This is a genomic window from Fibrella rubiginis (genome assembly GCF_017353185.1).
Lineage (GTDB): Bacteria > Bacteroidota > Bacteroidia > Cytophagales > Spirosomataceae > Fibrella > Fibrella rubiginis.
Window position 1 is genome coordinate 41,127 of record NZ_JAFMYV010000005.1, and the last position, 22,632, is coordinate 63,758.

General features: G+C 54.8%; 19 protein-coding genes. 8 read left to right on the top strand and 11 right to left on the bottom strand.

Going from position 1 to position 22,632, the window contains the following annotated elements:
• Nucleotides 1-209 precede the first annotated feature (209 nt).
• A complete protein-coding gene (locus J2I47_RS11280) occupies nucleotides 210-641 on the top strand; it encodes a DUF1573 domain-containing protein (RefSeq protein WP_207364688.1) in 432 nt (143 codons plus the stop codon).
• A gap of 238 nt (nucleotides 642-879) precedes the next feature.
• Nucleotides 880-1,788, top strand: coding sequence for a prohibitin family protein (locus J2I47_RS11285; protein ID WP_207364689.1), 909 nt, complete (start codon nucleotides 880-882; stop codon nucleotides 1,786-1,788).
• A 76-nt stretch (nucleotides 1,789-1,864) separates the two neighbouring features.
• Here the strand turns inward: J2I47_RS11285 and J2I47_RS11290 are convergent, their stop codons facing one another.
• The 3 genes from J2I47_RS11290 to recQ form a co-directional block, all read right to left on the bottom strand.
• Nucleotides 1,865-3,043 carry a PSP1 domain-containing protein gene (locus tag J2I47_RS11290; RefSeq protein ID WP_207364690.1) on the bottom strand — a complete coding sequence of 393 codons (1,179 nt, stop codon included), beginning with the start codon at nucleotides 3,041-3,043 and terminating at the stop codon, nucleotides 1,865-1,867.
• A 105-nt stretch (nucleotides 3,044-3,148) separates the two neighbouring features.
• Nucleotides 3,149-4,432: a phosphoribosylamine--glycine ligase gene (gene purD, locus J2I47_RS11295; RefSeq protein WP_207364691.1), complete on the bottom strand. Its 1,284-nt coding sequence runs from the start codon at nucleotides 4,430-4,432 to the stop codon at nucleotides 3,149-3,151.
• 82 nt (nucleotides 4,433-4,514) lie between these two features.
• Nucleotides 4,515-6,743: a DNA helicase RecQ gene (gene recQ, locus J2I47_RS11300; RefSeq protein ID WP_207364692.1), complete on the bottom strand. Its 2,229-nt coding sequence runs from the start codon at nucleotides 6,741-6,743 to the stop codon at nucleotides 4,515-4,517.
• Between the two features lie 204 nt (nucleotides 6,744-6,947).
• Between recQ and J2I47_RS11305 the strand changes: the two genes are divergently transcribed.
• Nucleotides 6,948-7,937 carry a KpsF/GutQ family sugar-phosphate isomerase gene (locus J2I47_RS11305; RefSeq protein WP_207364693.1) on the top strand — a complete coding sequence of 330 codons (990 nt, stop codon included), beginning with the start codon at nucleotides 6,948-6,950 and terminating at the stop codon, nucleotides 7,935-7,937.
• A gap of 79 nt (nucleotides 7,938-8,016) precedes the next feature.
• Nucleotides 8,017-8,454, top strand: a complete 438-nt coding sequence (locus J2I47_RS11310; protein WP_207364694.1) for a nuclear transport factor 2 family protein — start codon at nucleotides 8,017-8,019, stop codon at nucleotides 8,452-8,454.
• A 122-nt stretch (nucleotides 8,455-8,576) separates the two neighbouring features.
• Here the strand turns inward: J2I47_RS11310 and J2I47_RS11315 are convergent, their stop codons facing one another.
• Nucleotides 8,577-10,064 (bottom strand): M20/M25/M40 family metallo-hydrolase, encoded by a 1,488-nt coding sequence (locus J2I47_RS11315; protein ID WP_207364695.1) that lies wholly within the window; start codon nucleotides 10,062-10,064, stop codon nucleotides 8,577-8,579.
• A gap of 193 nt (nucleotides 10,065-10,257) precedes the next feature.
• Between J2I47_RS11315 and J2I47_RS11320 the strand changes: the two genes are divergently transcribed.
• The gene (locus J2I47_RS11320) at nucleotides 10,258-11,493 is read left to right on the top strand and encodes a 4-hydroxy-3-methylbut-2-enyl diphosphate reductase (RefSeq protein WP_207364696.1); all 1,236 of its coding nucleotides are present in this window, start codon (nucleotides 10,258-10,260) and stop codon (nucleotides 11,491-11,493) included.
• On the opposite strand, the gene J2I47_RS11325 is transcribed toward J2I47_RS11320, so the two are convergent.
• The 7 genes from J2I47_RS11325 to hppD all read right to left on the bottom strand — a co-directional run bounded on the left by J2I47_RS11325 (nucleotide 11,490) and on the right by hppD (nucleotide 17,728).
• Nucleotides 11,490-13,196 carry a glycoside hydrolase family 10-like protein gene (locus J2I47_RS11325; protein WP_207364697.1) on the bottom strand — a complete coding sequence of 569 codons (1,707 nt, stop codon included), beginning with the start codon at nucleotides 13,194-13,196 and terminating at the stop codon, nucleotides 11,490-11,492. The genes J2I47_RS11320 and J2I47_RS11325 overlap by 4 nt on opposite strands.
• 135 nt (nucleotides 13,197-13,331) lie before the next feature.
• Nucleotides 13,332-13,475 (bottom strand): DUF2256 domain-containing protein, encoded by a 144-nt coding sequence (locus J2I47_RS11330; protein WP_207364698.1) that lies wholly within the window; start codon nucleotides 13,473-13,475, stop codon nucleotides 13,332-13,334.
• A 69-nt stretch (nucleotides 13,476-13,544) separates the two neighbouring features.
• Nucleotides 13,545-14,168 carry a DUF4142 domain-containing protein gene (locus J2I47_RS26555; protein WP_207364699.1) on the bottom strand — a complete coding sequence of 208 codons (624 nt, stop codon included), beginning with the start codon at nucleotides 14,166-14,168 and terminating at the stop codon, nucleotides 13,545-13,547.
• A 65-nt stretch (nucleotides 14,169-14,233) separates the two neighbouring features.
• Entirely contained in the window at nucleotides 14,234-15,121 is an 888-nt protein-coding gene (locus tag J2I47_RS11340) for a flavin reductase family protein (protein ID WP_207364700.1), read from the bottom strand.
• Nucleotides 15,122-15,126: 5 nt separating this feature from the next.
• Nucleotides 15,127-15,564 (bottom strand): MarR family winged helix-turn-helix transcriptional regulator, encoded by a 438-nt coding sequence (locus J2I47_RS11345; RefSeq protein ID WP_207364701.1) that lies wholly within the window; start codon nucleotides 15,562-15,564, stop codon nucleotides 15,127-15,129.
• 157 nt (nucleotides 15,565-15,721) lie between these two features.
• A complete protein-coding gene (gene phhA / locus J2I47_RS11350; protein ID WP_310587664.1) occupies nucleotides 15,722-16,477 on the bottom strand; it encodes a phenylalanine 4-monooxygenase in 756 nt (251 codons plus the stop codon).
• A gap of 102 nt (nucleotides 16,478-16,579) precedes the next feature.
• The gene (gene hppD, locus J2I47_RS11355) at nucleotides 16,580-17,728 is read right to left on the bottom strand and encodes a 4-hydroxyphenylpyruvate dioxygenase (protein WP_229374528.1); all 1,149 of its coding nucleotides are present in this window, start codon (nucleotides 17,726-17,728) and stop codon (nucleotides 16,580-16,582) included.
• A 336-nt stretch (nucleotides 17,729-18,064) separates the two neighbouring features.
• On the opposite strand from hppD, the gene J2I47_RS11360 reads away from it, so the two are divergent.
• The 3 genes from J2I47_RS11360 (at nucleotide 18,065) to J2I47_RS11370 (ending at nucleotide 22,581) form a co-directional block, all read left to right on the top strand.
• On the top strand, nucleotides 18,065-18,985 hold the full coding sequence (locus tag J2I47_RS11360) for a nucleotidyltransferase family protein (protein ID WP_207364703.1): 921 nt from the start codon (nucleotides 18,065-18,067) through the stop codon (nucleotides 18,983-18,985).
• Entirely contained in the window at nucleotides 18,982-19,434 is a 453-nt protein-coding gene (locus J2I47_RS11365) for a lipocalin-like domain-containing protein (protein ID WP_207364704.1), read from the top strand. The genes J2I47_RS11360 and J2I47_RS11365 overlap by 4 nt, the downstream gene beginning before the upstream one ends.
• 78 nt (nucleotides 19,435-19,512) lie before the next feature.
• Nucleotides 19,513-22,581, top strand: coding sequence for an FAD-binding and (Fe-S)-binding domain-containing protein (locus J2I47_RS11370; RefSeq protein WP_207364705.1), 3,069 nt, complete (start codon nucleotides 19,513-19,515; stop codon nucleotides 22,579-22,581).
• Nucleotides 22,582-22,632 lie beyond the last annotated feature (51 nt).

A 22,632-nucleotide genomic window follows, 5' to 3' on the forward strand; every position in this document is an offset into this window, starting at 1 on the left:
GGCTTTTGCCCGCTTCTAATGGCTACGCGATAGGGAAATGCCCGCCGACCATAAAAGTACGGCAAAGCGTTTCAGCTATCAAGAAAACGAAATTTCAGAATTCTTTGTTGACCGAGTGCCTTCCAAAGAGTCTTTGGCAAAGCGTTTGTGGTATCTTTGTTTTAGAGTCTGAACCAATCTGACAACCAAACCAATATCTGTTTTACGCAATGAAAACCGCATTATCACTTTTTGTAGCTTTTTTTGCCTTTGTCACAGTAAGCTTCGCTCAGAACGGCGTTGCCGCCTTCTCGAAAGAGACGCATGACTTTGGTAAGATTGAGCAGGGCAAACCCGTAACGTACGTATTCGCCTTTAAAAACACGGGTACTGAGCCTGTTGTTATCACCGATGCGCAGGCCTCTTGTGGTTGTACAAAACCAACGTGGTCGAAAGAGCCCGTAGCACCAGGTCAGACAGGTCAGATCTCGGCTACCTTCAACGCCGCTGGCATGGGCCCATTCACCAAAACGGTGACCGTAACCAGCAATGCCAAGACCTCAATGGTGTACCTGACGCTGAAGGGTGAAGTGGTGTCGAAAGAAGCCGCAGAAGCTGCCGCACAAGCCGGCAACGGAGCAAAGAAGAAGGGAACAAAATAAGGGTCGATAGTTGATGACTGTCAGTCGACTCCATTCTTTAAAAATCCTTTACTGAAGGGTTAATTGATCAAGTAGTGCCCGAAAAGCACCCGGTAGTGTACCGGGTGCTTTTTTGTGCTGTCAGGCCCCACAGCCGGTGCCATAGACCCACATCCACTCTTGTAGATTTGCTTTCAGCGGGCCTGCTTTCGGGTCATCTTTGTCCCGTACTCGTCTAACCGGAGTACCGACAAACACCATGTTTCTAGTCTTTTTAGGTATCGTAGCCCTGGTTACTGGCTTCGCTATTAACACGCCGTCGCTGGCGTTTTCGCGTTTTTCGCGTCCTGTTAAAGTCGTAGGCGTTGTATTGATCGCACTAGGTCTTATGTCGGCTTGTATTCGTCAGGTCGACGCGGGCAAAGTGGGCATCGGGTCATTGTTTGGGCAGGTCTCTGACAAAACCTACACCCCTGGTCTCAACTTCGTAAACCCGCTTACCACCATCACCGAGTTCGACGTGCAGACGCAGAACTATACCATGTCGGCCGATACGGACGAAGGAGAAAAGAAAGGCGATGACGCCATCCGGGTACTCACCGCCGATGGCCTTGAAGTGGTGGTTGACCTTACCGTACTCTACCGCGTGATTCCTTCCGAAGCACCACGTATTTTTCGGCAGCTTGGTACCGATTACAGCGACAAGATCGTGCGGCCCGTCACGCGTACCCGTATTCGTGATAATGCCGTTTATTACGACGCCGTGGCCCTTTTCTCAACCAAGCGTGATGAATTCCAGAATCGGATTTACAAGAGCATCGAGGCTGACTTCAAAGGCCGTGGGCTGTTGTTGGAGCAATTGCTGATCCGAAAAATCAACCTGCCCAATTCTGTGAAATCAACGATTGAGTCGAAAATCAGCGCCGAACAAGAGGCTCAGAAGATGCAGTTTGTGCTGCAGAAAGAGCGCCAGGAAGCCGAGCGGAAACGCGTGGAAGCCCAGGGCATTGCCGACTATCAGCGCATTGTTGCCACTGGCCTCACCGACAAGCAGTTGCAATACGAACAGATCAAAGCCCAGCGTGAGTTGGCTGCCTCGCCCAACACCAAAATTGTGGTTATGGGCGGCGGGCGTGCGGGTTCTCAGTTGTTGCTAAATGCCAATTAATTGTAGAAAGTTAGGTACTAAAAAAACGCCCCCAGTGATGTGCTGGAGGCGTTTTTTGTTTTGACAACTAGAAATATTACCGCTTCTTTCTCTTCTTGTTGCGGCTGCTACTGCTGCGGGTCGCGTACTTTTTGTCTAGTTGCGTCAGGTCAGCATTAAGCGCCGCCGCCGTTACCACTTCGCGCTCGCCAATGGGTGTGAGCACGTCAAATGATTCGGGGATGACGCCCTGCTTATTAAGCGCCACGATCTCCAGTACGCGTTTGATGGGCAGCGGGTGCCAGGTGCTCTCCGAACTGTAGCCAAACCACATGATCTTGCGGAAAATGTCGGTCTTCTGCAAAAACGCGCGTCCCTTCTGGGTTTCCAGCGGCTTTTCCACCGTCGGAATATCGCGAAGAGCATCGACGTAGGTGTCTAGCTCGTAATTCAGGCAGCATTTCAGCCGTCCGCACTGGCCCGATAGCTTAGCCGGATTCAGCGACAGGTTCTGGTACCGCGCCGCCGACGTGGTAATGTTTTTGAAGTCGGTGAGCCAGGTAGAGCAGCACAGTTCACGGCCACACGAGCCAAGGCCCCCCAGCCGCCCTGCTTCCTGCCGCAGACTGATTTGGCGCATCTCTACCCGTACTTTAAACTCGCCCGCCAGCATCTTGATCAACTCCCGAAAATCGACGCGATCCTCCGACGAATAGTAGAACGTAGCCTTCGTGTTGTCGGACTGAAACTCCACATCCGAGAGTTTCATCTGCAACTTCAGTTCGCGCACTATCTCACGGGCGCGGTACAAACTGGGTAAGTCGCGCAGGATAGCCTGCTCGTGCTTTTCCAGGTCACGGGCCGTAGCCACGCGCTGAATCACTTTGGTATCGTCATTAACAGTAACGTGTTTGCGTTTCAGTTGCAGCCGCACCAGGTCGCCCTGCATCGAAACGGCCCCCAGATGGTAACCTGAGGCCATTTCGCAGGCCACAAAGTCGCCGGTGGTGAGGTCGAGATTATGCACGTTGCGGAAATATTCTTTCCGGCCACCCTTGAATTTCACTTCCACCACGGCAATACCGCTTGGTGTCATACTCAGACTGCCGGGCGTCATGTCGCTCAGCCAGTCGAATGAATTTAATTTATTGCAGCCTCCCGACGAGCAGCCCCCGCTTGAACAACCCGCTGTTTTGGTAGCCACCTCGGCCCCCGCATCTGTGGTTATTTTCGCTTTGGAGCCACACCCGCCCACTGCGCAGGATTGACATCCCATAGTTAATGTACAATGTATAATGAACAATGTACAATGCTTTTGCTGATCAACATACTCGACTCAATGTATAGTCATTGTACATTGTTCATTATACATTGTACATTATTAATCCTGGTACCGGATCAGATCCAGTCCTATATCTTTTCGGAAATACTTTCCGTCAAACTGCACCATCCGGGCCGCTTCCTGCGATTTTCGGATGGCGTTTTCGAGCGAGTTTGCCATAGCCGTGATGGCCAGCACCCGCCCTCCGTTGGTCACTACAGCACCGTTTTGGTCTGCAGTGCCCGCGTGAAAAGCTGTTACTTCGTCCAGCCGGTCGAGGTCAGTGATGGAGTGGCCTTTTTCGTAAGCATCGGGGTAACCACCCGCTACCAGCACCGTTGTCACCGCCGTTTGGGCCGACACCTGCATCGTGACTTTATCCAGTTCCCCGTCGGCAGCGGCCACCAGCAACTCGACCAGATCGGTCTGAATGCGCGGCAACACCACCTCCGTTTCAGGATCACCCATGCGGGCGTTGTATTCAATCACAACCGGTTCACTTTTCACATTCATCAGGCCAATAAAAATAAAGCCTTTATACACGATTCCCTCCTGCTGAAGACCCGCCAGCGTGGGTTTCACAACGCGCTCTTCTACTTTCCGCAGAAAGGCATCTGTGGCAAATACCACCGGCGACACCGCCCCCATACCGCCCGTGTTGGGTCCGGTATCACCTTCGCCAATGCGCTTGTAGTCTTTGGCTTCGGGCAGGATTTTGTAGTTGACGCCGTCTGTCAGCACAAATACCGACAGTTCGATACCCCGCAGAAACTGCTCGATCACCACGCGGTGACCTGCCCGCCCAAACTGCCCGCCCAGCATGTCGGTAAGGACTTTTTTGGCCTCATTAGCAGTCTCGGCAATAATCACGCCTTTTCCTGCCGCCAGCCCATCGGCCTTGAGCACAACAGGCAGCGAATGGGTGTCCAGATAGGCCATGCCCTCGGCCACGGTTTCGCTCGTAAACGTCTGCGAAGCCGCCGTTGGAATACCGTGGGCGTTCATAAATTGCTTCGAGAAATCTTTACTACCCTCCAACTGGGCACCTGCCGCGTCTGGACCAACAATGCGCAGGTGAGCCAAATCAGGTTCTTTGCGCAAAAAATCAACCACGCCCTTAACCAATGGCTCTTCCGGCCCTACCAGCACTAGCTCAACCTGATGGGTACGAATGGCCGCAGCAATGGCCGGGAAATCGGTAAAGGCAATGGGCAAGTTAGTAGCCACCTGGGCCGTTCCCGTATTGCCGGGTGCTGCAAAGAGGTGATCGCACAACGGACTCTGGGCCAGCTTCCACGCAAACGCGTGTTCCCGCCCCCCTGAGCCAAGTATAAGTATATTCATACAAAATGATGAATGATGAGTGATGAATGATGAATGAGATCAGCTCTGGCTAATTCATCGTTCATCATTCATCACTCATCATTTAGTTAGCTACTTCCGAGAGGAATTTGATGCGCATGAGGCGCAACTCCTGCTCGGTGAAATCATCACCCTGGAACTGATCCATGGCAATGGCAATATTGTCGGTTTCGGCCCGCATGAAATACTCGAAAATTTCGTCCTGCCGGTCTTCGTCAATAATCTGGTCGATGTAGTAATCCAGGTTCAGGCGGGTTCCCGAATAGCAAATGTGCTCTACTTCTTCTACTAAATCGACCAGGCTCATGCCTTTCGACTCGGCAATTTCGTCGAGATCTACTTTCCGGTCAATCTGCTGAATGATGAAAATCTTGATTTTCGACTTGTTCACCATCGACTTCACGACCACATCTTTGGCCGTTTCGATCTCATTTTCAGCCACATACTTCGCGATGAGGTCGATGAAGGGCTTGCCAAACTTCTGGACCTTACCCATGCCTACACCGTTGATCTGGGCCATCTCCTCGCGCGTGACGGGGTAGGTAGTCGCCATCTCTTCCATTGACGGGTCCTGGAAAATAACGTAGGGCGGCAGGTTTTTTTCTTTGGCTACCTTCTTGCGCAGGGCTTTCAGCAGGCCCAGCAATTCCTCGTCATAGGCGTCGCCACCGTTGCTATTGTTGGCGGCTTCGGCGGCGTCATCATTGGCATCGGTAATTTGCTGTTCGTAGTCATGATCCTGCGACAGCATGACCGGATAGGGGTCTTCAATGTAGTTGAGGCCCTTTTGCGTCAGCTTCAGAACGCCATAGTTCTCGACGTCTTTTTCCAGAAAACCGTAGATCGTGATTTGCTTGATGAGCGAACACCAGACATTGCAATCTTCACTGAATGACTTGCCCTGGCCGTAGGTAGCCAGTTTGTTGTGTTCGTAGCTGGTAACGTACTGGTTATCAGTAGCAGTAAGTACATCGGCAAGGTGGCTTACGTCGAAGCGCTGATCGGTCTGGAGCACTGTTTGCAGGGCCAGAATAATCTCGTGCTGGGCCTTGAACTTGGGCGTGGGCTTCAGGCAGTTGTCGCAGAAGCCGCAGTCTTTGTCCAGGTAATCGCCGAAATAACCCAGCAACTGCCGCCGCCGACATACGCCGAGGTTGGCATACGACACCATTTCCGACAGCAGGTGCTTGGCGTTGTCGCGCTCGGTAACGGGCTTGTCTTTGTTGAATTTCTCCAGCTTCAGAATGTCGTCGTAGCTGTAGAACATAATGCAGTTGCCTTCGAGCCCGTCGCGGCCGGCGCGGCCCGTTTCCTGGTAATACCCTTCCAGCGATTTGGGCGCGTCGTAGTGAATGACAAACCGCACGTCGGGCTTGTCGATGCCCATACCGAAGGCGATGGTGGCGCAGACCACGTCGACATCTTCGTTCAAAAACGCGTCCTGGTTGTTCATCCGCGTTTGTGGGTCCAGACCAGCGTGGTAGGGGAGGGCCTTTACGTCGTTGACGCGCAGCAATTCGGCGATGTCTTCGGCGGTTTTGCGGCTCAGGCAATACACAATACCCGACTTGCCTTTGTGCTGCTTGATGTATTTGATCAGGCCTTTTTTGGCATCAACTTTCGGCTTTATCTCGTAATACAGGTTTTTCCGGTTGAACGACGTTTTGTATACGTCGGCATCTTCCATGTTCAGGTTTTTCTGAATATCCTGTTGCACTTTGGGCGTAGCCGTGGCCGTGAGGGCAATAACGGGCAGGCCCATGCGTCCCGAATGGTGGCCGATATTGTCGACAATGCCCCGGATCTTGCGGTATTCGGGCCGGAAGTCGTGACCCCACTCCGAAATACAGTGTGCTTCGTCGATGGCCACAAAGGAGATAACGGCCTTTTTAAGAAAGTCGAGGTTGTCTTCTTTGGTGAGCGATTCGGGCGCAATGTAAAGCAGTTTCAGCGTGCCGTTGAGGGTGTCTTTCTTCACCTTCGTAATTTCTGCTTTCGACAGCGTCGAGTTCAGAAACTGCGCATTAATGCCAAACGCGTTGAGTTGGTCGACCTGATTTTTCATCAGGGCAATCAGGGGCGAGATCACAATAGCGGTCCCCTCCGAGGCAATGGCCGGGAGTTGATAGCACAGTGATTTTCCCGCCCCGGTGGGCATAATGACGAACGTATTTTTGCCCGTCAGGATGTTGTGAATAATAGCCTCCTGCTCACCCCGGAACTGGCTGAAGCCGAAAATTTCTTTCAACCGTTCTTTCAGGGTGAGTTGAACGGTCTGGTCAAGCTGCATCATGGTACGCTACTACGGAAGGTGGTTGGAGCTTAGGGTCTATCGTATCTTTACACAAAGGAATGGCCTTGCAGACGTTCATTTAGACGAAAGCCAGAAGAAGTAGGCTTTGTCGATGGTTTATCGGCACGAGCTTAGCGAATTTACAACCCATTGCTGGTACTAAGCAGTTAATAGACGTTGAATCTAACAAAAAATATGCAGTCTATGACGAAGTCTACAACGAACCCCGTGGCGAAGTCGTCGCTGGTGGCAGTAGCCCGTCAGGTGCTGCTGGCCGAAGCCGATGCCATCCGCGCTGCTGTTGAAGGTGTGGGAGAGGGGTTCGACCGTTGCGCTGCCGCCATTCTGGATTTGCCCGGTCGGGTGGTAATTACGGGTGTTGGCAAAAGCGCCCTGATCGGCCAGAAAATTGTAGCTACGCTCAACTCCACCGGTACCCCTGCGCTGTTTATGCATGCTGCCGACGCCATCCACGGTGATCTGGGCATGGTACAGGCCGACGATATGGTACTGGCCATTTCTAAAAGTGGCAACACGCCCGAAATAAAGGTGCTGGTGCCGCTCATTCACCGCACGGGTGCCAAATTGATTGCGCTGGTGAGCGAAGCCGGGTCGTATCTGGCCAGGCAGGCCGACTACGTACTGCTGGCCCCTGCCCCCCACGAAGCCGACCCCCTCAACCTGGCTCCTACCACCAGCACCACCGTAGCCCTGGCTATGGGCGATGCCCTGGCCATTGCATTGCTTACGGCACGGGGCTTCACCCGACAGGACTTCGCGCGCAACCATCCCGGCGGCAGCCTCGGCAAAAAATTGTACTTGAAAATAGCGGATCTGTATCCCAATAACGGTTGCCCCTGCGTTGGGGCAGAAGCCAGCATTCACGACACCATGCTCACGATGTCGGCGGGGCGGCTGGGCGCGGCAGGTGTAGTCGACGCATCGGGCAGCCTGCTGGGTGTCATCACCGACGGCGATGTGCGCCGTATGGTCAGCCGGCACGATGACTACCGCCACCTCTGCGCCCGCGACATCATGACGCCCAACCCTATCTACGTCTCGCCCGACGACTACGCTGTGGCGGCCCTGGAAGTTATGCAAACCCGCAACATCACGCAGGTGCTGGTAGCCGAAAACGGCAACCTGGTCGGGTTTGTCCACCTGCATGATCTGTTGCGGGAAGGGCTGGTCTAACCACTCATCAATCTAGATGGCACTCAAACAAGAAAATGCTGTATTATTACACCGAAACAAGTGTAACATAACTCCTATTATGAAACGATTACTAGTCGCCGCTGCGTTGCTGACTACCACCGGCGTGTTTGCCCAAACAACTACTCCCGCCGCAAATGAGCCCGCAGGCCTGGCAACGGCGTTTATGAAAGCCATGGAGGCCGAAGATGCCTCGGCTATTGCCGCCATCACCACTGACGATTTCACCATTGTGAGCTTCGACGGCCAAACCGCCGACCGGGATCTGCTGGGACAGGGTCTTAGTGGTGGTTTTTTGAACCTCGAAACCGCTACCGCCACTAACCTGCGCACCCGCAACTACGGCACTACTGCCCTTGTTCTGGGCGATTCGAAATTCAAAGGGTCACTCCAGGGCACCAATTTTAACACCAACCTGGTTTTCACAATCACCTGTGTAAAAGCGGGTGATAAATGGAAAGTCGCCGCCGCCCAGCTTTCGGGGGGAGCAGCGCAATGAATTGATTTACGAATTACGACTTACGATGTACGATTTGTTGCTGACGCATGAGTACGCTTACTCTAGCCTGCTCATGCGTCAGCAACAAATCGTACATCGTAAGTCGTAATTCGTAAATCAATTCACTCCTTCCACCGCCACTCATTCGCGATTTGGAGGGGGGTGCGCAGGCCCTGAGCGATCAGGTACGTGCGCGTGGTGGCGTCGTCGAAGCGGCGGGCGGGAATCTGCTCGGCGTCGGCGAGGGCGTAGAGAACCATGGCGCTGTAGCGGACTGTGTTGGTGAGGTGCTCTTTGTTCACCAGGTTCAGGCGGTCGCAGTTAGCGTGGTAGCAGTCGAGGGTTTCGCGGGGGAGGTTACCGTTCATGCCAATGACGGGCACTCCTTCAATCATAAACGGTTGATGGTCAGAGTGTAGACCCGCCTGATTGCTCAGCGTGTTGGCAAAATCCGGGCTTGTCAGGCGCATCACTTCACCGACTTCTTTGAGCAACGGCAGCATATCGTCGCGGCCAAAGGCGTTGATACCCATCGGGTTATTGGTCATGTCGAGGTTCATCATATACCGAACCTGATCCAGCTTGCCCGCCTTTTTGTAGGCATCGACCATCGCTCGTGAACCGAGTAGCCCCTGTTCTTCGCCCATAAACAGCACAAACTCAACCGTGCGGCGGGGCTTCAGCTTCAGGGCTTTGAACGTACGGGCAATGTCCATCACTGAAAACGAACCGATGCCGTTGTCGATGGCCCCCGTAGCCAGGTCCCACGAGTCGAGGTGACCGCCGATGACTACCTTTTCGCTGGCAAGTTTCGAGCCGGGCAGCGTAGCCACTACGTTGCGGGCTTTGATCTTACGGCTCGTATTGGTCATGTCGATCACCGCATGGAGCCGCTCTTTGGTTTCGTCGTTCATCCACTGCCGCAGGGCCGTGCCGCTTTCGTAGGAAATGCACACCGACGGAATTGGAATCAGCTTACCCGTCACCGAGGCCGTGCCCGTGAGTAGCACATTGCCCGGCACGAGGTTCACCATAATCACCCCCGCTGCCCCGTATTGAATAGCCAGGGCTGTTTTCTCGGAGCGGTGCAGGTTTCGGGCGCCTTTGGTGGGGGCCGCCAAACCGATGTTAACCAGCGCGATCTTGCCCGGAATCTTGTCTTTCATCGCCGCAAAATCGCCTTCGAGTCCGTTGCCGATGTCCACAATTTCGCCTTTCACGTGCGCTTCAACGGGTGAGTGCGCCAAAGCCACCACTTTTACGTCCCGAAAATTGTCGGACTTGTTGGGCACGATGCTTAGCGAACAGGTGTCGCGTGCCCAGGCTTCTACCTCAAACGTTTCGTAGCGTACGTCTTTGAACCCGTAGCTACGGAGCAGGTCGTAGGCGTAGGTTTCGGCACGCGCTCCGTTGGCGCTGCCCGTAAGGCGATGGCCAATGCGGTTGGTGGCGTCGGCGAGGGTTTCATAAGCCCGGCTGTGCTGGCTGACTTCTTCGTTGATAGTACCGAAAACCTTTTCGAGCGACGGTCGCAGAGGCGAAACGGGTAGGAAGGCCACCGAGCCAATGGCCATGGTGGTGATAATCAGGAGGGTAAAGCGTTGCCTCATGGAGACAGTATCAGGTTGTTTGGTAGGAAAGATACGCAAAAAAGAGACAGGCTTTTGCTGTTGAGCAGGGCAAAAAACGGGCTTTTTCGAGCCTCAGACAGGGTCGGCGTATGTACGAACAAAGGCGAAAGGGGGTTTGTTCTCCTTGTGGATATGGGTTATCCGCGGGCCATTTTTCCTCACCTTTGCACAGATGAAAGCATTCGATATTCCTGAGTATTACCGTAGTACAATCATTTCGCCGTTGAAAGAATACCGGCGTAAACGTGACAAACTCAAGCGCGATTTCAGCCCAACTGTGCTTGACTTTGGTTCGGTTAAATTTTTGATTGCCAGACACTTCGGTTTCTGTTACGGCGTTGAAAATGCTATTGAGATCGCTTATAAAGCCATTGCCGAGAACCCCGGTAAGCGCATCTTTCTGCTGAGCGAAATGATTCACAACCCCGACGTGAATACTGATTTGCTGAGTCGGGGGGTGCGGTTTTTGCACGATACAGCGGGCAAACAACTCATTCCATTCGCTGAGCTTACCCCCGCCGACGTCATTATTATTCCGGCCTTTGGCACTACGCTCGAAATACAGCGCGAGTTAGCTGACATTGGCCTGGATGTGGCGACTTACAATACGACCTGCCCGTTTGTGGAAAAGGTCTGGAACAAGGCCAATCAGATTGGGCAGAAGACCTACACGATCATTGTGCACGGCAAGCCCAGCCACGAAGAAACCCGCGCCACGTTTTCGCACAGTAAAGAAGCAGGGCCAACGGTGGTGGTACGCGACATGGCGCAGGCCCAGCGGCTGGCCCTCTACATCACCGGCCAGCGCACCGCCGACGAATTTTACGCCGAATTTGCCGGGCAGTATTCCGACGGTTTCGATCCCGTACATGATCTGCAACGGATCGGCGTAGTGAACCAGACAACCATGTTGGCGTCTGATACCCAGGGTATTGCCGATTTTTTGAAGCATACCATGATCCAGCATTACCACCTGGTTGAGGGTACGCCAGGTGTAGAAGACCGCTTTGCCAACACCCGTGATACGCTTTGCTACGCCACCAACGACAACCAGGATGCGACCTATGCCTTGCTTAGCCACCCGGCCGATTTGGCTATAGTAGCCGGCGGCTACAACTCGTCGAACACGTCGCACATTGTAGAGCTTTGCGCCGAAAAACTGCCGACCTATTTCATTGAAACAGAACAGAAAATCCTGTCTGACACGCTGATTCGCCATTTCGACCTGGCCACGAAGGAAGAAGTCGTGACTGAAAACTACCTGTCTATCTCTCGCCCTGCCACCATCCTGCTCACCTGCGGCGCATCCTGCCCCGACGCGGTCGTGGAAGGTATTCTGATGAAAATGGTGGGCTACTTCCCCGACGCAAAACCCGTATCGGAAGTGATGGCCGACTTCAGTGCCTAATTCATACTGCCCCGATACACGACTGTGCTGCCGGGGCTTTCGTTATGAAGGCGGTCTACCGACGTGATCACGTAGGTGTAGGCCTTCTTAGGGTCGGCGGTTTTGTCGATCAGGCGCGTGCCCGTGTCTGGAAGCCAGGTTGTGATGATCCGGCGCGGGTCGGTAGTGCGGGGGAGGCGGCTACCGTCTGTGCGGTAGACCACGTAATAGCGCACTTTGTCAAGCTCCGTAGGCTGGTCGGGTTCCTGCCAGAATAGTTCGATGCCATCCGTAACGGGGGCCGCTTTGAGGTCGCGCGGCTGGCCGGGGGGCGTAGCATCGAGCCAGGGCATGGTGGGCACCAGCGCGGGGTATTTGTAGAAGCCCGTGCGGAGCGAGTCGCGGCTTCTGCCGAGGTTGTCGCGCAGCGATTTAGCACTGAAAAAGACACTGCCCGTTACGTCCGCATACTGCCGGTTATGCCGCATCTGGTCGGCCATTTGCGAGGGTTGCGCCCAGCCCGAATCGGTACGGGTGTTGCGCCCCAGCCGGTAGGCCCCCTGCCCAATGTAGAGGTGGCGGTTGCCCCGGTTCTTCACCCACCAGTCGACCAGCGTTTTGTAATTGGCCCGGTCAAAGCGGGTGGAGAAATAAATCTGCGGCACCATATAGTCTACCCAGTCTTCTTTGGCCCACTTACGAATGTCGGCATAGAGGTCGTAGTATGCCTGCCCACCGTAGGTAAGCGAGCCTTCAGGGTCGTTTTTCTGGTTTTTCCAGATACCAAACGGACTTACCCCAAACTTCACCCAGGGTTTTACGGCGTGAATAGAATCGCCGATTTGCCGGATGAGCTTGTCGATGTTCTGCCGCCGCCAGTCGTCTTTTTTCAGGCCGTCGGTATTATATGTCTGGTAGGTCGTTTCGTCGGCAAAACCTTGTCCAGTCACGGCGTAGGGGTAGAAGTAATCGTCGAAATGAATACCATCGACATCATAATTCCGCACAATATTGGCCACGGTGCCCGCCACATAAGCCCGCACGTCGGGCAGGCCGAGGTTGAAGAGTTTGCGGCCGCCGTATTCTACCATCCAGTTAGGACGTTGATAGGAAATGTTGGTGGGGGCCACGCTGGCGTTTTTGCTGAACGTGGCCCGGTCGAGGTTCAGCCACGCGTGAAACTCCAGGTTGCGGGCGCGCGATTCGCGAATCATGAACTCGAGCGGGTCATAAAACGGGTCAGGAGCAAGGCCCTGCTGTCCTGTGAGCCACTCAGACCAGGGTTCGGCGCTTTTGGCATAGAAGGCATCGGCAGCGGCCCGAATCTGTACCACTACGGCGTTGAGGCCCGTTTGCTGGCTCATATCGAGCAATTCCGTAAACTCGCGTTGCTGGTCGGCGGCGGGTAATCCTTTCTTGCTGGGCCAGTCAATATTGTCGACGGTGGCAATCCAGACAGCCCGAAACTCACGTTTGGGAGAAGTGGCCATCCCGCCATCTACGGGTGGTTCGAGCAGGAGTGTATCAGGAATGGGGCGGGGAACAAGCTTGGTAGGCGTGGGTATGGCGGCTACGGTAGTTCGGGCCGGAGGTGTAGGAGCAGGGGTGGGCGCAGGCGTGGTGACTACCACCCGCGCCGAGTCACCCTGCTGAGGGTTTCGGTGGCAGCGGGTTAACCCAACAGCCAGCAGCGATAAAACGCTGAGAGTAACAATAGGACGCATAAACCAGGTAAGCGAGGTCGTGAATGACCCGCAAATATAGGACAGTCTACCGGCTTTGGGGTTTAATCGAGCGCCAGGAAGTGCAATAGGATTTTGGGCAGGACCAGCGAATTTTCAGCGCTCAAAGCCTTTTTCTTATTTCTTCCCTTCGGCGCGGCAACGGTCGCTGCAGTAGATGACGTTGTCCCAGTCGCGTTCCCACTTTTTGCGCCAGGCAAAGGGGCGGTGACAAACGGGGCATACTTTAGTCGGTAACTCCGACTTTTTGCGCATTTTCATGAGTAAGGAGACGATAAAAAATGCCCTGCCGGTGTCTGCAGGGCATTTTCAACTGGGTAAAGACTGATACTAGTTCAACACGTTTTTCAGGTCTTTTGTCTCGTCGGTGCGTTTTTCGTAGGCTGCGTTCACGGCGGCGGCATACTTTTTCACGGCATCGTTGGTTGCGTCGTCTTTAAGGTCGTCGGCCGTGTTGGCGGCTTTCTTCACCACCTTGTTTAGCTCGTCCAGATACTTCAGATCGAAGGCGGTGCCGGGCTTCTCTTTTTTCAGTTCTGTCACCCGGTCCTGTCCCTCGTTGGAAAGGCTGGCGGGGAGATCAATTTTGAGCGTCTTAGCCAGATTGGTAAGCTCGCGGTCATGTGTGTCGCCCTCCCGAAGCACCCGCTGTGCGTAATCTTTCACTGATGGATTAACGGCCCGGCGAGTAGCTTCTTCGCTAAGCTGACGCACGGTCATGTTCATACTGGCCAGGCTAACCATCTTGTCGGCCATTTTCACGGCATCGTCTTTGGCCTCATTGCTGATAGCCGACGCCTGTCCTTCAATCCGGGCTTTGTTGGCCTCTTCGGCCTTGTCGGTACTGTCTTTTGAGCATCCCGCCGACACGAGCGTCAGAATGCAAATGGCCAGCAATACCAACGTAATAGTTGTTATGCCGACTACACCGAACTGGTTAGCTGATTTGTTCACGATTTTACAACATCTGAGTAATTTACTACAAACGTCGTGCCTACTCTACTTGTTTGACGGACAAATCAATTAGACGGCTGTAGTAATATCAACCAAGCTTCATATATATGGTTGCTAATCAATAGTTTGTGTGCTTCGTGGTGTAGTACGTCGGGTAGGTATTGGCAACCATTGCGGGCTTCCACACGCAGGTTGCGAAGGGTATCGCTCTGGGCGAAGGCCTGTATTTCTTCTCGGGTAGGCAGGGTTTGTACACTGCCTAGTTTACCTAAATCATTGCCTGTCAGAATCTTGCTCTGACGTAGGTCAGCAGGCAGGGCGTCATAGCCGATACCCATCCGCGGGCGGCCCACCTCAAACAGCGCGTCACCATTAGCCCGCACGTACCAATCGGCCCCCAGGCGGCCTACGAGGTCTATCTTGCGGGGGTCGACCAACCCATTTTCACCAAAAATAGCCTCGTCGAAATGGCCCACGAGCACTTCGGCCAGCACCACAGTACCCGCGCCGGGGTGAGTGCCGGTGGGAATAATCTGCCGCACCACGCACTCAAACGCCGCCGGCGACTCGGCCACGCGCGGGGGACGTACCTGATCGGATTTCACTTCGGTAAAACCTGCTTTCTGAAACTCGTTCACGTGCCTGTCGAACTCGGCGCTGGCCAGCGACATCTGCTCGACCATCTGGTGATTGACGATGTTGATTACCACTTCCGGTACTTCTTCAATATTGAGCAGGGTATGCTTTTTATGCCCATGCCGGTTCAGGTTGGGTGAAAACAGCAGCATGGGCGGGTTAGAGCCGATGACGTTGAAAAAGCTAAACGGGCTAAGGTTCACATGCCCTTCGATGCTGATAGTCGACGCGAAGGCAATAGGCCGCGGCCCAACAGTGCCAATCAGATACCGATAAAACTCGAGTTGAGGAAGGCTATTGGCAGGTACAGTTTTCATGAATGTTACGCACTGAAATTCTGGTAGATAGAATCCATGATGCGGGTGAAGTGCTGGTAATCTTCGTCGCTGAGTTCGCCCCAGCCCTGCCGCCTGATGTCAACTACCATGGGCAGGAGTTGGGCGTAAATCAACTCGCCGTCGGGGGTGAGGAAGATAAGGAACTTACGGCGGTCATCGTCGGCGAGGCGGCGTTCGGCGAGGCCTTTTTTGGTCAAAATGTCAATGATCCGCGTTACGGTGGGGGCGTCTTTGGTAGTGAGTTCGCCCAACTGATTCTGGCTGATACCGGGGTTGCGGTGGAGGTGGTCGATGAGCACCCACTGATCGACGGTGAGATCGGAACCCGCTTCGTTGAAGCGTTTCTGCAGCGCGTACCGGATGCGCTTAATGGCAGTGTCGATCTTGAAAAAGTACGCGCGCTCGTCGGACGGGTGGGTCATTACAGTGTGCAGTAAAGGGCAGTGAACAGGATGCTGTGGTGCCGTTCCTGGTGCAAGTTACTGAACACGCTGCCCGATTTGCAATGGTAGGGGTATAGCGCAGGCCGGGTCGGTACGCCGTGCAGCTCCCGACTCCCGGCTGAAGCCCGCACTACAGCTAGGCAACAGATAACAAGCGCTCTAACTGCTGCTCAATTTCGGGAACCGATTCGTAGAGTTGTTCGTAGGAGTCGATGACGAAATACTGCTCCTGAAAACGGTCGATAACGTAAGGCGTTTGGAGCAGCGTGGCTACGTCATAGTTGGTGCGGCGGGGAATATCGCTTTCCAGAGCATAGATCGTCTCGCCGGGCGAGGAGAGGATGCCCCCGCCATAAATACGCAGTTCTGAGCGTCCAGACGGCCCTTTTTCGCGAATCAGACCAAATTCTACGGTATACCAATACAACCGGGCAATCATCTCGATGGCTTCTTCGTGGTCAACATGGTTGAGCGCCATGCGGCTCAGCGCGGCCAGAAAATCGCAAAAAGACTGGTTAGTCAGCACCGGCACGTGCCCGAACGTGTCGTGAAACATGTCGGGTTCGGGCAGGTAATCGAGCTGGTCGCGGCTACGGACCCAGGTGGTGGCAGGAAATTGCCGGTCGGCCATGAGTTCGAAAAATTCTCGGTTGCCAATCAGGCCCGGTACGGCCACCACGCGCCAGCCCGTGAGCGGCAACAGGCGCGGGTTCAGGTCTTTCTCGAAGTCGGGGATGGCAGCGTTGGGGAAGCCCGTGGCCACAATCCCGTCCATATACGCCTGCGAGGCCCGCCCCGGCAGCCGGCTCATTTGCCGCTCGAACAGCAACCGCCAAACGGCCTGCTCATCGGGGGTGTAGAGGGCATAGTTTTGAGTCATAAGACATTGGATTTTGGATTGGGGATTTGGGATTTCGGATTGATGCTTACGCCTGAGTAAACGTGCTCAGGCGTAAGCATCAATCCGAAATCCCAAATCCCCAATCCGAAATCATTACAGTGTTCCCCTAACTTCCTGTTCGCGTTCGATGGCTTCGAAGAGGGCTTTGAAATTGCCTTTCCCGAACGAACGGGCCCCTTTTCGCTGAATAATCTCGAAAAACAGCGTGGGGCGGGGACAGATGGGTTTGGTGAAAATCTGAAGCAGGTACCCTTCCTCGTCGCGGTCAACCAGGATGCCCAGCGGACGGAGGTTCTCGATTTCCTCGTCGATTTCGCCCACGCGATCTTTCAGGTCGTCGTAATACGCATCGGGCACGCGCAGGAATTCCACGCCCCGGTCGCGGAGGGCAATGACGGTCTCTACAATGTTATCTGTCGCCACGGCCATGTGCTGAATGCCCGCGCCGCCGTAGAAGTCGATGTACTCTTCAATCTGCGATTTCTTCTTGCCTTCGGCGGGTTCGTTGATCGGAAATTTCACGCGACCGTTGCCGTTGCTCATCACCTTGCTCATCAGAGCCGTATAATCCGTCGAAATATCTTTATCGTCGAATGACACTAACTGACTGAACCCCATGACGTTGGCGTAGAAGCTAACCCATTCGTTCATCTCGTTCCAGCCCACGTTGCCCACCATATGGTCTACATAAAGCAAGCCCGCCGAGGCCGGTTGGTAGGCCGGTTGCCAGGCTTCGTAGCCGGGTAAAAACACGCCTGCGTAGTCGGTGCGCTCCACAAACAGGTGAATAGTGTCGCCGTAGGTATGGATGCCCGACCGCACTACGTAGCCGTGGGCATCGTCGTCGCGAGTGGGTTCCAGGAAGGGTTTGGCCCCGCGTTTGGTGGTTTCGTTGAACGCCGACGTGGCATCATCGACCCAAAACGCCACTACCCGAACACCATCGCCGTGTTGGTCGATGTGGCGGCCTATTTCGCTGTCGGCGTGGAGGGGTGAGGTAAGTACCAGTCGGATTTTGCCCTGCTCCAGCACGTACGATTCGCGGTCGCGAAGACCCGTTGAGAGGCCTGCATGGGCGAGGGGCTGGAAACCAAACGCAGTCTGGAAATAGTGTGCTGCCTGCCGGGCATTACCCACATACAGTTCAACGTAGTCGGTGCCGTTGAGGGGAAGAAAATCGGGGGCAGGCTGACCGGCGTTAACGGTATGCTGCGCTACAACGGGTTCGAGCAGAGCTTCCATAGTTGAGCGAACAACGCGCCATGTTAGTCTTGGTGAGGGCTAACACGGCCGTTGTCCTTTTGTCGATGAAGTATAATTAGCTTAACAACTATTGTTTAGCGTACAATTATAATAACAACTGCTTGAAATAGCATTCTGTTGAGATAATTTATTATTGAACGGGGTCTGTGTCTGGCAGAGCAAGTTGTGCTGCTCGTTGGCGTAAGCAAGACAGCGCCATTCATTCAGACAAAAAACGGAGCAAATCGCTCCGTTAGACATGAACCCCGGCAGTACCTTTACGCCGTGCAAAGCGACGTATTCACTCAATCACCCATTCGTTCTTTCACGCATTATATGAAGCCAACCCTTTTAATCCTTGCCGCGGGCATGGGCAGCCGTTACGGAGGAATCAAGCAACTCGATCAGTTTGGTCCCCACGGCGAAACCATCATCGACTATTCCCTCTATGACGCCATTCGGGCCGGTTTTGGCAAGGTTGTGTTCATTATCCGGCAGGAACTCCGCGCTGACTTTGAAGCTATTTTTCTGCCTAAACTGGCCGGAAAAATTGAGGTTGACTTCGCCATTCAGGCCCTGTTCTCCTACGTACCCAAAGAACTAGGCACCGTGCAGCGCACCAAACCCTGGGGTACCGGCCATGCCATGCTTTGCGCCAAAGACCACACCCAGACGCCGTTTGCGGTCATCAACGCCGACGATTTTTACGGGGCCGAAGCGTTTCAGGTCATGGGCGATTTTCTTCAGCATGACACCAACGACACCCTCCACGCCATGGTGGGTTACCAGGTAAAAAACACTCTCTCGGACTTTGGCTCGGTGTCGCGCGGGGTGTGCGCTACTGATGACCACGACAACCTGACGTCGGTGATTGAGCGGACGAAGATTTACCGCAAACCTGTTGATACGGAAGGCCAGGAGGGCATAATCGTGTATGAAGAAGCCGACGGACTCACGCCCCTGGCCCCTGACACGCCCGTTTCCATGAACTTCTGGGGCTTCAAAACGGGTGTATTCGAACACACTCAACAGCAGTTTGAGGTTTATGCCCGCGCTAACGTAGATAACCCCAAAGCGGAGTTCTACATCCCCACCATCGTGACGCAGTTGATCCAAACCAACGAGGGGGCCTGCCGCGTATTTCGCAGCCACTCAGAATGGTTTGGTGTAACCTACCCGGAAGACAAGCCGACGGTGAAAAAATCGTTCCAGCGCCTGCACGACAACGGCACGTACCCAGATCAGTTGTGGTCATGAAAACCCTGCTGCTTGCTGTCTTTCTGCTTGTTATGCTACCCACTATGGCCCAATCTGTAGTGGGGACCTGGAAACGAGTGGGTGCTATTGTGACCAACAAGGACGGGTCGATGATGGACATGCTGGCGATGACCGAGAAAATGATGCCCTGTACTGGCAACATCACGTACTCCTTTCTGGCTTCTGGCATACAGCGCACCACCGTTCCCGCTGATTGCCAGAAACGGCTGGGCGACATGGCCAAACAGTTCATGGGCGATGCCCGCTATAAGCTGAAGGGCAACCAACTGACCATCATTCCTGATCCTACAACCAAACTCCCGGTGGTTACCTACACGGTGACGATGTCGGGCAACACGATGATGTGGGTGATGGATGCCGCCGCACAGGCAGGGACTCCGAACAAGGGGAAAGTAAAGTCAATACTACTGTCGTATCAGCGACAGTAGTGTTTAGCGGATGTCTAACGGAGCGATTTGCTCCGTCTTATCGGAACGAACGGAGCAAATCGCTCCGTTAGACATAGTATGGTTAAGATCACGCCGAAGCTGCCGTTTGCTGCCCTTCACAAATCATTTGAGGGCGATCTGTATTACAACGATTCCACCGAACACAAGGCCATCCGCCTCGCCTACGCTACCGATGCGTCGGTGTATCAGGAGCTTCCCCTCGCCGTAGCCATTCCGCGCACCGTCGCCGACATCAAACGGCTGGTGCGGTTTGCCAAAACCAACAACATTGCCGGCTCGTCGGTCGGGCTGATTCCCCGTGCGGCGGGCACCTCGCTGGCGGGGCAGGTGGTAGGCAGCGGACTGGTGGCCGACATCGGTACGCACTTCAATAAGATTCTGGAGATTAACGCCGAAGCCCGTTGGGTGCGGGTGCAGCCGGGTGTCATCCGCGACGATATGAACGTGGCCTTGAAGCCTTACGGCCTCATGTTCGGCCCCGAAACCAGCACCGCTAGCCGGGCCATGATCGGCGGCATGATCGGCAATAATTCGTGCGGCCTCCACTCCATCGTCTGGGGCACCACCCGCGATCACCTCCTCGAAGTCCGCGCCGTACTTTCTGACGGTGCCGAAGTAACGTTTGGTTCATTGACCGAAGCCGATTTTCAGGCCAAATGCCGGGGCGAAAATGTGGTTAGTCCGCTGGAACAGGCTATCTATCAGCAGTTTAGTGCCTGGCTTTCTGACCCGAAAATCTGTCAGCAAATCCGCGAGGGTTACCCGAATCCCAATGTGTCAAGGCGCAACACGGGCTATGCGCTCGATGCGATGATAAAGGAGGACCCCACCCCTAGCCCCTCCCCTGAAAGGCAAGGGAGGGGAACCGCTTTAGCGTATTCCGAGGACGTTCCCCTCCCCTGCCTTTCAGGGGAGGGGCTAGGGGTGGGGTGGCCGGGGTCATTTTCCTTCGCCCCCCTCATCGCCGGTTCAGAGGGTACACTCTGTTTCATTACCGAAGCCAAGCTGAATCTGCTACCCTTGCCGCCCGCGCAGGTGGCGCTGGTTTGTGCTCATTTCAGCACGTTGCGGCAGTCTCTGGAGGCTAATCTGGTGGCCCTGGAGCACGGTTGCTGGGCTTCGGAACTGGTAGACGATTATATTTTGCAGCTTACCAAGACCAATATTGAGCAGGCCAAAAACAGGACGTTCGTGCAGACGCACCCCGTCGCAGGCGATCCGAAAGCGGTGCTGATGGTGGAGTTCTTCGACGATGAACTGGCAGGGGTTCAGGCCAAAGCCGAGGCGTTTGTGGCCGCGTTGCAGGCCGCCGGGCTGGGTTGGGCTTATCCGATCCTCTATGACGACGACACCAAAAAGCCGTGGGCGTTGCGCAAGGCTGGGCTGAGCATCATGTACAACATTCCCGGTGCCGAAAAGCCCGCCAACGTGATTGAAGACTGCGCCGTGGCCCCCGCCGACCTGCCCAACTACATCGACGAGCTAACGGCAATGGCCAAGGCCAATCACGGCCTCGACCTCGAATTTTCGGCCCACGCGGGAGCGGGCGAACTGCACGTGCTGCCCCTGATCGACCTCAAATCCACGCCGGGGCGCGAAACGTTCCGGGCGTTGCTGGCCGACACCGCCAAGCTGGTGAAAAAATACGGTGGTTCGCTCTCCGGTGAGCACGGCGACGGGCGGCTGCGGGGTGAATTTATCAGCTACATGCTTGGTCCAGAAAACTACCAGTTGTGTCAGGACGTGAAAGCCCTCTGGGACCCACAGGGCATATTCAATCCCGGAAAAGTGGTCAACGCGCCACCCATGAACGAGTTCCTGCGCTACGAAGCCGACATTGTCACGCCCCAGCCCAGCACCGTGTTCGACTTCTCACGCGATGGCGGACTGCTGGAAGCCGCCGAAAAATGCTCTGGCTCCGGCGACTGTCGCAAGACCGAACTATCGGGCGGAACGATGTGCCCCAGCTTCATGGCCACCCGCCGTGAACATGACACCACCCGGGCCCGGGCCAACCTGCTACGGCATTTCTACACATCGTCAACGAAGGCAACCGATGCTGACTATGAGACTGTTAAAGATGTGCTCGATCTGTGTCTTTCCTGCAAAGCGTGCAAGTCGGAGTGCCCCAGCAGCGTAGACATGACCCGGATGAAGGCCGAGTTTATGAACACTATGCATAATGACCATGGCGTGTCTATCCGGTCGACGTTAATCGGCAACTTTTCGACGTTGATGCGCGTGGCCAGCTACGTACCCTGGGCTTACAACGCCATCTACGACACACCCTTCCTACGTCGTTTGGCTAATCGCATCGTTGGTTTTCACCCCGACCGGACCATGCCACATCTAAGGGAGTTTACGGCCCCCCACCCGCAGGAGACCGTCCCGAAGGGGGGTCTTTTACTTTTCCTCGATGAGTTCACCCGCTACAACGATGGGCATATAGCTGAGAAAGCCATTGACCTCATGCAGCGGCTGGGCTATGCCGTAACGCTGCCCGATCATGCCGAAAGTGGCCGGGCGTACCTCTCAAAAGGGCTGGTCGACGATGCCAAAAAGATTGCCATCAGGAACGTAACAGCGCTCCGTGGCCTGATTTCGGCACAAACACCGCTGCTGGGTATCGAACCCTCAGCCATTCTGGGTTTCCGCGACGAGTACCCCGATCTGGTACCCGACGACCTGAAAGCTGACGCCCGCCGCATTGCCGAGCATACATACCTGTTTGAGGAGTGGATAGCCCGAGAAATTGAAGCCGGACGCATAACCAATGAGGCATTTACGGCCGAGACACGCACGGTTTTCGTGCATGGTCACTGTCACCAGAAAGCCCTGTCGACCATGGCTCCGGTCACGCAGGCGCTGGGTCTGCCCATAAATTACACCGTCAAGGTGATCCCGTCGGGCTGTTGCGGCATGGCGGGGTCGTTTGGTTACGAAAAAGAGCATTACAACCTCTCCATGCAGATTGGCGAACTGGTCCTTTTCCCTGCCGTGCGCGCCGCCGCTACTGATGCCATTCTGGCCGCGCCGGGTACCTCGTGCCGCCATCAGATCAAAGACGGCACCGGCCGCGTAGCCCTGCACCCCGCCGAAGTGCTGTGGGAAGCGTTAAGGAAGTAGCCATTAGCCGTTGACCCCAGCGGGGTCTGGTCTTTGTAGAGAAGTCCCCGC